We start from the raw sequence: 11,437 nt of genomic DNA, 5'->3' as shown, positions 1-11,437 counted from the left end.
CCAGAGCCCAGATAAGATTCACTGCTGTATGTCTGGTCTTTCTTAAAAAATCACCAGCTTTTTGCTCTTGCTCCCATAATCCCTTCGAACTATTACCCGAATAATTATAATCAGCTAAAGCAATACCCAAAGCTCCGGCAATACCGATAGCAGGTGCTCCTCTGATTCGTAAACTTTTAATCGCTTCCCCCAAGGTTTCAATATCATCGATATCCCTGTAAATGAGTTCTTCCGGCAGCTTACTCTGATCTATGAGTCTTATTTTATTATTCTTCCAGGCAATAGTTTCAACCGGCATAGTTATTTCCCCATTATTTGTACAACGATCTTCCGATGCCGGGTCCGATTATCACAGTCAATCACCACAATCTGTTGCCAGGTACCAAGCAGGAGAGTTGCATCTTTAAAAGGAACGGTAAAAGAGCCTCCCAGAATTGCTGCCCGTACATGGGAATTTCCATTCCCATCCCCCCAGGTGGCATCATGGTAATATTGTTTTCCGGAAGGGGCAAATTTCTCCAAAGCTTCGGGAAGATCTTTTAAAAGTCCGGGTTCGAATTCAATAGTAGTCACTGCAAAATTTTAAATAATTCAACATTATTGGTTTATTGATTTTTGCTTTTTACACGTTAAACAAAATTATTAATTATTATTTGCCTTTAACCGGCAAGAACTGCTGTTACTGATTTGGATTCCCCGAAATTGTCAATATATCTTTTTAAAAAATTCTTCAGGGTATAGTTATGACTCTGAGGACCGTCAGCTTCCAATACATAGGCAGCTGCCAGACTACCCAGACGGCCAGCTTCTTCCCAACTAAGCTTGCCACCTAATCCCTTCAGTAAACCCGCCCGGAAAGCATCTCCTACTCCGGTGGGATCACCATGTTTATTAATTTTAGCAACCGGAATGTGCACTTGCTTATCTTCAGGGTGCGGTATCGGGCATGATGCAATGCTAGAGCTGATTAATGGGATTGTCCGGAACCGAGGTTACAGAAATGTAACAAATCCCCGTTTATAATCCGCGGTTGGCGGAGGGCACCCGCAGCCACATTGGAATGAGGATCTTCGAACATGCAGAAGAACGACATCTCACAGCATATTTCCCAGCAGTATAACGAAGAGCTGGAAGAGCTGCGCAACAAGGTGCTGGCCATGGGCGGGGTGGTCGAGAAGAACATCGCAGACGCCATTCACGCGCTGGTGACCGGAGACAGCAAACTGGGCGACGACATCGCCACCGCCGACTACCAGGTCAATTCCCTGGAGGTCGAGATCGACGAGGAATGCGCCCATATCCTCGCCCGCCGTCAGCCGACCGCAGGCGACCTGCGCCTGATCATGATGGTGATCAAGACCATCACCGATCTGGAACGCATGGGCGACGAGGCCGAGAAGATCGGTCGTCTCGCCGCGGGGCTGGCCTCGCAGTCGAGCACGCGCAATTCCTATGCGGAGATTCGCCACCTGGGCGAGCAGGTGCGTCAGATGCTGCACGATGCGCTCGACGCCTTTGCGCGCATGGACGTGGACGATGCGCTCAAGGTGGCGCAGGAAGACGCCAAGGTCGACACGGAATACGAGTCCATGCTGCGCCAGCTGATCACCCACATGATGGAAGACCCCCGCAACGTGCGCCGGGCCATCGACATCATGTGGTGCGCGCGCGCCCTGGAGCGTATCGGCGATCACGCCAAGAACATCTGCGAATACGTGGTCTACATGGTGTGCGGCAAGGACGTGCGCCACACCTCGATTGAGCAGATGGAAGAAGAGATCAAGGCCCGCGGCTGACCCCGTCCTGGCGCCGGACGCCCAGTCCGGCGATGAGCGCCTCGCGTGAGGCGACGCCGGGGATCACCTGATCCGGCAGCACGTAGGTGGGCACGCCGCGAACCCCGTAACGCCCTGCCAGCTGACGATACACCTCGAGGTGGCGTTCGAACTCGGGGTCGTTCCAGGCCGCTTCGCGCACCTGCTCCGAAATCCCGCAGTCATTCGCCAGCGCGTCGAGTACGTTGCGCTGTCCGATGTTCTCGCCGTCCAGAAAATACGTCTCAAATAACCGCGTGTGCAGCGCGTAGAAATGCCCGGGATCGAGGTGCTTGACGCCTTCGGCGAGCAGCAGGGCCGGGTGGGAGTTGGCCGTGAAGCGGCGTTCGGGCAAACTCAGTCCGTCCTCGTTTGCGAGTTCGTTCAGGGACCGGTTCAGGGCCTGCCATTGATCGGGGGTGTAGGACAGGTCCTCCACGGGCATCCCCGCGGCCGGCGTCTCCGGATGGATTTCCACCAGGCACCAGTTGATCTGCAGGTTGTAGTCCTCGCGCAGGGCCAGCAGCCGGCGGCTGCCGATAAAGCAGAACGGACAGATATAGTCGATAAAGACGCTGATTCGGATCGGTTCGCTCATGATCAAGTCGCTCGATTCATACGATTGTCTTAAAGTATAGACGCCACCCCGGAAACCAGATCGCAGTTGCCCATGCCTCCCGATTTCACGCACGCGCCCCGTCCTGCGGAAGACCGCTCGTCTCTGAACGTCGAGTGGCTGGGCCTGTGCGACTACGAGCCGACCTGGCACGCCATGCGCGATTTCACCGAGCGGCGCACGCCGGAAACGGCGGACGCCCTGTGGGTGGTCGAGCACCCGCCGGTTTTCACCCTGGGCCTGAACGGGCGCCCCGAGCATGTGCTGGCGCCCGGCGACATCCCGGTGGTGCAGGTGGACCGGGGCGGGCAGGTGACCTACCACGGGCCGGGGCAGGTGGTGGTTTACGTGCTGCTCGACCTGAAACGGCGCGGCCTCGGGGTGCGCGCCCTGGTGACGCTGCTGGAGCAGTCGGTGATCGAGCTGCTTGCGGAACAGGGCGTCGACGCCGCTGCCCGGGCGGATGCCCCCGGCGTGTACGTCGACGGCGCCAAGATCGCCGCCCTCGGCCTGCGCATCCGGCGCGGTTGCAGCTATCACGGCCTCAGTTTCAACGTGGATATGGACCTGGAGCCGTTTTCCCGCATCAATCCCTGCGGCTACGAAGGACTGCCGGTGACGCAGCTGCGCGACCTGGGCGTGAGGCTCGACTGGCAGACGGCCGCCGACGCCCTGGTCCGCATTCTGCAGCGCCGGCTCGCCCGGCCCTGAGGGCTGCGCGCGGCCCGGATTTCCGCTAACCTCGCCGGCTTGCGTCCATGGACACCACCGGCCCCGTGCGTATCTTTCTGAACCGCATCCTGCCCTGGCTGATCGCCGCTGCGTTCATCGTTCTCGTCCAGTACGTCGAGGGCTGGGCGCGGGTGCTGGCCGCCTGGCGCGAGATCAGCTGGCTGACCGCCCTCGGCGCCCTGCTGCTGGTGTTCGCCAGCTACGCGGTGCGCGCGCAGCGCCTGTACCTGCATTTCCGTCCCGCTCTGGCAGGCCACTGGCTTGGCTGCCTGAAGCTGATGCTCTACCACAACTTTCTCAACAACCTGCTGCCGCTGCGTACCGGCGAGGTGAGCTTTCCCGTGCTGATGGGGCGCTATTTCGGGGTCGAGGCGCGCGCCTCGGTGCCCGCGCTGCTGTGGTTCCGGGTGCTGGACCTGCACAGCCTGCTGGCCTACGGCGTGCTGGTCTTTGGCGGATTTTATCTGGGATGGCGGGGCGGGGCGGCCCTGCTGGGGCTGTGGCTGGTGGTGCCGATCCCGCTGGTGCGCCTGCGTGACCGCCTGCTGGGCCTGTTCGAGCGGCTGTCGCCGGGGCGTGTGCGCGGCGCCCTGACGGCGCTGGTCGAGACCGTGCCCGCGCGGTTCGGCGACGTGCTTTGGGTCTGGCTGCTGAGCGCCCTGAACTGGGGGCTCAAGCTGTACGCCTTCGCGCTGATTCTGGTCGATCTGCTTGGTGTGGGGGCGGCACAGGGCTGGATGGGGGCCCTGGGCGGCGATCTGACCAGTGCCCTGCCGATCCACAGCGCCGCCGGATTGGGGACCTACGAGGCCGGGGTGGTGGCGGGCATGGCCCTGCTGGGGGTGGCCCCGGGCGAGGCGCTGCGCGGTGCGGTCAACCTGCACCTGTTTCTGCTGGTGGCGATGGGGCTGGGGGCGTTGCTCGGCAGCTTTCTGCCGCGCCCGGCGATGGCGGTAAAAGGAAAAGTCTGAGCTAAGGGCTTGAGCCGTAAGTAAGGGATGGGGGCGAGGCGGTTTTTCGCCTCACCCCTTACCCTTTACGAGCAGGTCACTGAGCCGGCGGCTTGATAGCGGGCTGCGAGAGGACCCATTTCGCCATGGCTTCGGCATCGGCCAGGGAGATCTGCGGATGGGCAGGCATCGGCACACCACCCGTGTAGGCATTCCAGACGCCGGCGCCACCGGCGCGAATCTTGTCGGCGAGCATCTTCACCGCACCCTTTTTATCTTTGTACTTGTAGGCGATCCAGCCGTAGGCGGGGCCGACGATCTTGGCGGCGTCCGCGTGGCAGGCAAAGCAGCCATGCTCCTGCATCATGGCCTTGATATCGGCGGCATTGGCCAGGGAACTGGCGCCCAGGCCGAGCGCTGCGACCATCGCGGCGGCGATTACTTTTTTGGACATGCTGAATGTCTCCTCTGTTGGAAGTCTTTATAAGGTCCGGAAGTCTCCAAATCCGACCAAGCCGGGTGGATATCGTTCATCCGACCCTTATGACCCTGTGCATATTAGTCTCGGGTGCCCCCGTCAGCAATCCGCGGGGACGTCGCCGGGGAAGATGACTGACCAACCCGGCCCCCGACAAAACCGCATTCAGCGAGCCGCAGCGCGCTCGATCCGTCTGGCATGCCGGCACACGATCTGCTGCCGTGGAAGACCCGCAACATCGTTCGCAGGCTCGCCCTTCGGGAACCCCCCGGAAAATCCGGTTCTGCGTTGCATTGCTTGGCAAGGACGCGCCATTCCCTGCGCACCGCGCCTTGATCCGGATTCTCTGTGGGGCTCTGAATGTAGCTTTGTCGGGGGTCGGATTAGTATCATGCCCGCTGCACATAAAACTTGATCAGGATCATGTCCCCAGCCGAATACGATCTCCCGCCGCATCGCCTCAGCGTCGTCATCCCACTGTACAACGAGGTCGAAAACGTCACGCCGCTGGTCGCGCGCATGCATGAGGCGCTGGCGGAATATGCGCATCCCTGGGAGCTGATCCTGGTGAACGACGGCAGCCGCGACGGCACCGCGCCCGCGCTGGATACGACAGCGCGGGAATACGGCGCCCATGTGCGGGTGGTGCATCTGCAGCGCAACTTCGGCCAGACGGCCGCCATGCAGGCCGGTATCGACACGGCGCGCGGCGATGTGATCGTCACTCTGGACGGCGATCTGCAGAACGATCCGGAGGATATCCCGCGTCTGGTGGCGCGCCTGCTCAACGAGGATCTCGACCTGGTTGCGGGCTGGCGTAAGAACCGCCAGGACACGCTGATGATGCGCAAGATTCCGTCGCGCATCGCCAACCGCCTTATCGGACGCATCACCGGTGTACGCATTCACGATTACGGCTGCTCGCTGAAGGCCTACCGCGGCGACGTGATCCGCCAGGTACGCCTGTACGGCGAGATGCACCGCTTCATCCCGGCGTGGATGGCGGCCTATACCCAGCCGGAGCGCATTCAGGAAGAGGTGGTCGCGCATCACCCGCGCACCCGCGGCACCTCGAAATACGGCATCTCGCGCACCTTCCGCGTGCTGCTCGACCTGCTGGTGGTGTTCTTCTTCATGCGCTACAACGCGCGGCCGGGCCACTTCTTCGGTCTGGTCGGCATGGTCTTCGGCGCCCTGGGCGGTGCCGCCCTGGGCTACCTGTTCATTCTCAAGCTGCTGGGCGAGAGCATCGGCACCCGTCCGCTGCTGATCACCGGCGTGCTACTGGTGCTGATGTCGGCCCAGTTCCTGAGCATCGGCATCATCAGCGAGATGCTGACCCGCATCTACTACCTCTCCAGCGAACACCGCGCCTACACCGTGCGCAACCGCCAGGCCCTCGAGATCGCCGAGGATGCCGCCTGGAAAGCGCCGGCTGCCGCCTGAATCCGGTTTTTACTGCCCGCCGGCCGCGCGTGCGGCGATCTCCGTCGCCAGGGTAATGGCGGCCATCAGGCTGCCGGTCTCGGCGCGGCCGGTGCCGGCGAGTTCCAGCGCCGTGCCGTGATCCACCGAGGTGCGGATCATGGGCAGGCCGAGGGTGATGTTCACCGCGCGTCCGAAGCCGGCGTGCTTGAGCACCGGCAATCCCTGATCGTGATACATGGCCAGCACGGCGTCCGCACCGTCCAGGTGTCGGGGTGTGAACAGGGTGTCGGCGGGCAGGGGGCCGATCAGGTCCAGCCCCTGCGCACGCAGCATCTCCAGCGTGGGAGCGATGATGTCCATGTCTTCGCGGCCCAGGTGGCCGCCCTCGCCGGCGTGCGGGTTGAGGCCGCACACCAGGATGCGCGGGCGCGTGAGGCCGAAACGCAGGCGCAGGTCGTGATCCAGGATATGCAGCACCTGTTCGAGCGTGGCGGGGGTGATGGCGTCCGGCACCGCGCGCAGCGGCAGATGGGTGGTCGCCAGGGCGACCCGCAGGTTGCCCGCCGCCAGCAGCATGACCGGGTGCTGGCCGCCGCAGCGCGCGGCCAGATATTCGGTGTGCCCGCTGAAGGGGATGCCGGCCTCGTTGATCACGCCCTTGTGTACCGGCGCGGTGACCAGCCCCGCGAAGCGGCCTGAGAGGCAGCCTTCCGCCGCCCGGTCCAGGGTCTCGAGTACGTAGCCGGCGTTGGCGGGGTCGAGGTGCCCGGGGCGTGCCGGTTGTAGCAGCCCCACCGGCAGCACCGGCAGCACGCCCGCTTCGTGGCGTGCGGGGGGCTGTGCCGGATCGTACAGCGGCGTGGCCAGCGCCAGTCCGAGTTTTTCCGCGCGCTCGTGCAACAGGTCGGGGTCGGCCACGGCGACCAGCGGCGCGGGCCCCGCGTACTGGGCCACCTCCGCGACGATGTCCGGGCCGATGCCGGCCGGTTCCCCCGGGGTGAGCGCGAGCGGTTTCATGCCTAACCCGGCTGGCCGTCCTGTGGTTTCAGGCTGGGAACCAGGATGTCGACATAGGCGTCGTCGCGCTGGCGCTGTAGCCACAGCTGGGTCGCTTCTTCCACCTTGCGCTGGAACAGGTACTGGCGGGCGCGGTCGCGGATCAGGGCGTTGGTGTTGTTCACTTTGCGGCGTCCGAGCACCTGCACGATGTGCCAGCCGTACTGGGTGCGGAACGGCTCGCTGATCTGGCCCGGCGCCAGGCTGTTCATGACCTTCTCGAACTGGGGCACCAGTTCCCCCGGCGTCACCCAGCCCAGGTCGCCGCCCTTGGCCGCCGAGCCCTTGTCGTCGGAATTCGCCCTTGCGAGCGCGGCAAAGCTGGCGCCGCCGTCCACGATGCGGTTGCGCAGGGATTCGAGCTTGGCGCGCGCCTGCTCGCTGCTGGTCAGCGCGTCGGCCTTGATCAGGATGTGACGCGCGTGGGTCTCGGTGACCATCACCTGCTTCACGCCCCGTTTGTCGATCAGCTTGACGATGTGAAAGCCGGACGGCGAGCGGATCAGCTTGCTGATGTCGCCGGGTTTCATCAGCGCGACGCTGCGTACGAAGATCTGCGGCAGCTGGGCCGCGCGCCGCCAGCCCAGGTCGCCGCCCTTGAGGGCGTTCTGTCCCTGCGAATATTCGGCGGCCAGCTTGGCGAAGTCGTCCCCCTTGAGCAGCTTGTCGCGCACCATCTCCGCCTTGTCATGGGCCTGCTTGATCTGTTCCGGGCTGGCGCCGTCGGGGATGGTGATCAGGATCTGCGCCAGATGGTATTCGGCGTTGGGTTCGATGGAGGCGTTTTCGTTGGCGATCAGGTCGTTGATTTCCTGGTCGGTGACATGCACCTGACTGGCGATCTGCTGCCGGTGCAACTGGCTGATGATCACCTGGTTGCGGATCTGGTCGCGGAAATAGTTGTAGTCGACCCCCTCGGCCACCAGTTTGTCGTGGAACTGGTTCAGGGTCATGTTGTTCTTTTCGGCGATGTTCTGCATGGCCTGGTTGAGCTGCACGTCGTCCACCACCAGTCCGTTGCGCTTGGCCAGCTGCAACTGGATGCTTTGCGAGATCAGCTGCTGCAGCACCCGGCGTTCCAGCGCCGCCTGCGGCGGGGCGTTCGGCCCCAGTTCCTTCTGGACCAGTTCCACCTGGCGCTGCAGCTGGCTCTGGGTGATCACGCCGTCATTGACCACCGCCACGATGCGGTCCAGCAACTGCATCGGCTGGGCGGGCGGCGTGCCGGCCGCCGCCGGCGCGCCCTGGTCCGCGGCCCGGACCGTGCCGAAGCCCAGAAGCAGGGTGAGCAGAAGGAGATTAATAATTGGTTTCATAACCCTGTATGCCTTGTTTGAGGACGCTGTCGATGTTGTCGCCGAGGGCGCCGAGCCCCTTCAGGACCAGTTGCAGGTAGACCGCGTCATTGTATTTGCCGGTGGTGGGCGTCACGTAGCGGCGTGCCACGATGCGCACCGCCCAGCAGCAACTGTCGTATTGCAAACCGGCCAGTGTCTCCAGATCGCGCTTGTCTTTCAAGGAGTAGTTCCAGCGGCCCACGGTGCGCCAGCGCGCCGTGACCGGCCAGATGAAGCTCAAATCTGTCTGTTCGAAGTCGTTCTGCAGATACCGGTAGGCGAGGTTGAAGATGTGCGCGTCGTCCTTGTCGTAGCCGATGCGGGCGGTGCCCTGTTCGGACTGGTCAGTGTACGGATTCCACAGGATGCTGCCGCTGGCCTGCCAATAGTCGCCGAAATGGGCGCCGAGTTCCCCAGCCAGGTTGGAGCGTGCACGCGCCTCCACCGTCTGGTCGGGCAGGGTGACCTTGCGATCGCTGAAGTAACTGATTTGACCGATGCTGGCGTGCAGGAGTTCGCGGCCGTTGCTGCCGGAGAGCAGGCGGGTGGTGAGGGCGGCCGTCAGTCGGTTGGCGTCGCCCACCCGGTCGGCGCCGATGAAGCGGTCGTCCTGGAACAGCTGGCCGAAGTCGAAATACGCCAGTCCCGTGTCGAATACCGGCAGATCGGCCTGATCCACGTAGGGGGTGTAGACGTAATAAAGGCGCGGCTCGAGCGTCTGGTAGGTGTTGCCCCAGGCGCGGCGCTGGAAGATCAATCCGGTATCGAGACTGGAGGTGAACAGGCTGCGGTTCGGGGTGCGGGTGTCGTAGCCGCTGACCGGCTTGTCCAGCTGGTAGCCCGTGTAGCGGTATTTCACCGCCGGTTTGAAGAACCACGAGCTGCCCGAAAGCGGCAGGCTGATGGTCGGCATGACGTCTAGGCGGCTGCCCTGCAGGCTGTCGGGGCGTACGAACTGTACCCACTCCGTACGCAGATGGTAGTCCAGCCCGCCGGCCTGATCCGGCAGTCCGCCTTGGAACAGCAGCTGGGGCAGGCGCTGGTAAGGCCGGTCCGCAGGCAGGATGGTCGAATCCACGGTCTGGTAGGCCTGGGCCCGGGTCAGCAGGCTCCAGGCGCTGGTCTGATAGGTGAGATCGGCGCGCCGCTCCAGGAATTGCGTACTCGCCAGGCTGAGCGAGGTACCGAAGTCCTGGAAATAATTGGAATCGGAAGCGCCGTTGTAAATCAGCGCACTGCGGAAGTGCGAGCCGTAATGGCCGATGTCATGGAAGTTGAGCAGCGAACGTTCGGTCTTGGTCTGCTGGTCCTGGGGCAGATCCTCGTAGTAGATCGATCCGCGGTTGTGCCGGGTCAGGTAACGGAATTCGGTCTGCAGCTGGGTGCCGCGCAGGCCCATGTAGTGGGCCGCGACCGTGGCGTCGTAGTTGGGGGCCAGGTTCAGGTAGACGGGGATTCTCACCTCGGTGCCGTTGTTGCCCGAGGTGCCGATGCTGGGTGGCAGCAGTCCGCTCTTGCGCCGGCTGTCGATGGGGAAGGTGATCCACGGCGTATACAGAATGGGCACGTGTTTGAACCGCAGCACCACATTGCGCGCCGTCCCCGTGCCGGATTGCTGATCCAGGCGAACCTTGCCGGCGGTCAGCAGCCAATCCTCGTGGCCTGGGTTGCAGGTGGTATAGCTGGCCTCCCGCAGCACCGTCAGTCCCGGCCCTTCCCGCTTCACCTCGCTCGCCTGCCCGTGGGCGTGTTCCGGGCCGTAGAGGTAACTCGTCTGGCCCAGGGAGCCTTCCTGGCTTTTCAGGTTGTAGCTGATGCTCTTGCTGCGCAGCATGAGGTTGGAATCGCGCAACATGATCTCGCCCGTGGCCGTGATCTGCTGCGAGCGCGCGTCGAGGTGAACCTGATCCGCACGCAATTGCTGGTCCCCGCGGCGCAGCAGCACGTTGCCCTGCAGGAGGGACATGCCTTTGGGGTCCAGATTGGCATGATCCGCCGTCAGATAAATGGCCTGCGGGTCGCCGCTTAGGGGCGGCAGCGGGGGCAGCGTTTCCGGCTGGCCGCACAACAGCCAGCGGTTTTCAGGTGCGGTCTGCGCCTGGACCTGTCCGGCGCAGGCGAGCAGCGGAATCAGGATCAGGAGGCGGATGCGCGGCACGGCTTGTGACGGTAGGTGTTGGAAAACATGCAGTCGGTCGGTTTGTCGAAGGCGTAGAGTGTAACGAGTAACGGGAGTGGTTTCCTGCCCCGAGACGGTATTTGTCCGCGCCGGTGTTACACTGCCGCCCCGAATCGATCGGGACCCTGGTCAACGAGCGGGTGGTGCGCCGCACGCTTGATCGTTTTTTGACCTCGTTTCGATCGCCGATTGTTCATTATTTGATTGATGTTGATTCCGGATCAATCAAGGGAGTCCGAGATCATGCTGGAGTACATCTTTTTTTACGAGCCCTCGATGGACCGGTTTATCGCATTCCTCAAGGAGCGGGGGATTGCCTACGAGACCCGCAAGGACAGCCTCGACGAGCCGATCGTGCGCGTGCCGGATGATCTGGACGAAACCACCGACGATGCCATCGACAGCTTTTACGAAGAATTGATGGGCGAGTACGAAGACATGCTGGCGCAGGGAGGCGATCCGGACGAGCAGCACGTCACGGCGCTGACCATCGGCCTCAACAACGGCCGTACCGTTTACGCACCCCTCAAGCCGCAGATGATGAACCGGTTGATGCAGGCCTTCTCTTCCACGGAAATCCAGGAACTGGTCGACTCCATCGTGACCGCCGTGGAGAACGAGGACGACAGGCCGCTGTGTAAGCGCTAGCAGTATGGCGGAGGCGCGGCCATACCGCGACTCCGCCTGATCGGGCCGGGCTTAGCGGCGGCGCCCGGTCGCCTTTTTCCGGGCCGTGGCCTTCTTTTTGGCTACGGCCTTTTTCTTCGGCGCCACCTTCTTCCTGACCGTGGCCTTCTTTTTGGCTACGGCCTTTTTCTTCGGCGCCACCTTCTTCCTGACCGTGGCC

General features: G+C 62.8%; 12 protein-coding genes and 1 pseudogene. 5 read left to right on the top strand and 8 right to left on the bottom strand.

Translation table 11 applies throughout. The features are described from left to right. The 3 genes and pseudogenes from P8Y64_07865 to P8Y64_07855 all read right to left on the bottom strand — a co-directional run. A partial coding sequence (locus tag P8Y64_07865; GenBank protein ID MEJ2060387.1) for an S-methyl-5-thioribose-1-phosphate isomerase occupies nucleotides 1–298 on the bottom strand: 298 nt, incomplete at its 3' end. A 2-nt stretch (nucleotides 299–300) separates the two neighbouring features. Next, nucleotides 301–573, bottom strand: a pseudogene (locus P8Y64_07860) (secondary thiamine-phosphate synthase enzyme YjbQ). Nucleotides 574–659: 86 nt separating this feature from the next. After that, complete coding sequence (locus tag P8Y64_07855; protein ID MEJ2060386.1) at nucleotides 660–917, bottom strand: PfkB family carbohydrate kinase; 258 nt, start codon at nucleotides 915–917, stop codon at nucleotides 660–662. A 159-nt stretch (nucleotides 918–1,076) separates the two neighbouring features. Between P8Y64_07855 and phoU the strand changes: the two genes are divergently transcribed. Then, nucleotides 1,077–1,796, top strand: coding sequence for a phosphate signaling complex protein PhoU (gene phoU, locus P8Y64_07850; protein MEJ2060385.1), 720 nt, complete (start codon nucleotides 1,077–1,079; stop codon nucleotides 1,794–1,796). On the opposite strand, the gene P8Y64_07845 is transcribed toward phoU, so the two are convergent. Further along, nucleotides 1,780–2,412: a DsbA family protein gene (locus tag P8Y64_07845; GenBank protein ID MEJ2060384.1), complete on the bottom strand. Its 633-nt coding sequence runs from the start codon at nucleotides 2,410–2,412 to the stop codon at nucleotides 1,780–1,782. The genes phoU and P8Y64_07845 overlap by 17 nt on opposite strands. Before the next feature lie 72 nt (nucleotides 2,413–2,484). On the opposite strand from P8Y64_07845, the gene lipB reads away from it, so the two are divergent. Both lipB and P8Y64_07835 read left to right on the top strand, forming a co-directional pair. Then, nucleotides 2,485–3,141: a lipoyl(octanoyl) transferase LipB gene (gene lipB / locus P8Y64_07840; GenBank protein ID MEJ2060383.1), complete on the top strand. Its 657-nt coding sequence runs from the start codon at nucleotides 2,485–2,487 to the stop codon at nucleotides 3,139–3,141. A 47-nt stretch (nucleotides 3,142–3,188) separates the two neighbouring features. After that, nucleotides 3,189–4,133 carry a lysylphosphatidylglycerol synthase transmembrane domain-containing protein gene (locus P8Y64_07835; GenBank protein MEJ2060382.1) on the top strand — a complete coding sequence of 315 codons (945 nt, stop codon included), beginning with the start codon at nucleotides 3,189–3,191 and terminating at the stop codon, nucleotides 4,131–4,133. Between the two features lie 76 nt (nucleotides 4,134–4,209). Here the strand turns inward: P8Y64_07835 and P8Y64_07830 are convergent, their stop codons facing one another. After that, nucleotides 4,210–4,566: a cytochrome C gene (locus P8Y64_07830; GenBank protein MEJ2060381.1), complete on the bottom strand. Its 357-nt coding sequence runs from the start codon at nucleotides 4,564–4,566 to the stop codon at nucleotides 4,210–4,212. Between the two features lie 447 nt (nucleotides 4,567–5,013). On the opposite strand from P8Y64_07830, the gene P8Y64_07825 reads away from it, so the two are divergent. Beyond that, nucleotides 5,014–6,036 (top strand): glycosyltransferase family 2 protein, encoded by a 1,023-nt coding sequence (locus tag P8Y64_07825; GenBank protein ID MEJ2060380.1) that lies wholly within the window; start codon nucleotides 5,014–5,016, stop codon nucleotides 6,034–6,036. Nucleotides 6,037–6,045: 9 nt separating this feature from the next. Here the strand turns inward: P8Y64_07825 and pdxA are convergent, their stop codons facing one another. The 3 genes from pdxA to lptD are packed head-to-tail and all read right to left on the bottom strand — an operon-like array spanning nucleotide 6,046 to nucleotide 10,569. Beyond that, on the bottom strand, nucleotides 6,046–7,035 hold the full coding sequence (gene pdxA, locus P8Y64_07820) for a 4-hydroxythreonine-4-phosphate dehydrogenase PdxA (GenBank protein ID MEJ2060379.1): 990 nt from the start codon (nucleotides 7,033–7,035) through the stop codon (nucleotides 6,046–6,048). 2 nt (nucleotides 7,036–7,037) lie between these two features. Next, nucleotides 7,038–8,390, bottom strand: coding sequence for a peptidylprolyl isomerase (locus P8Y64_07815; GenBank protein ID MEJ2060378.1), 1,353 nt, complete (start codon nucleotides 8,388–8,390; stop codon nucleotides 7,038–7,040). Next, nucleotides 8,374–10,569 (bottom strand): LPS assembly protein LptD, encoded by a 2,196-nt coding sequence (lptD, locus tag P8Y64_07810; GenBank protein ID MEJ2060377.1) that lies wholly within the window; start codon nucleotides 10,567–10,569, stop codon nucleotides 8,374–8,376. Before lptD ends, P8Y64_07815 begins: the two co-directional genes overlap by 17 nt. A 264-nt stretch (nucleotides 10,570–10,833) precedes the next feature. On the opposite strand from lptD, the gene P8Y64_07805 reads away from it, so the two are divergent. Continuing rightward, entirely contained in the window at nucleotides 10,834–11,238 is a 405-nt protein-coding gene (locus P8Y64_07805; protein MEJ2060376.1) for a hypothetical protein, read from the top strand. Nucleotides 11,239–11,437: the final 199 nt, after the last annotated feature.

The organism is Gammaproteobacteria bacterium (assembly GCA_037388465.1).
Lineage (GTDB): Bacteria > Pseudomonadota > Gammaproteobacteria > SpSt-1174 > SpSt-1174 > JARRKE01.
This window is presented reverse-complemented; position numbering and strand designations above follow the sequence as displayed.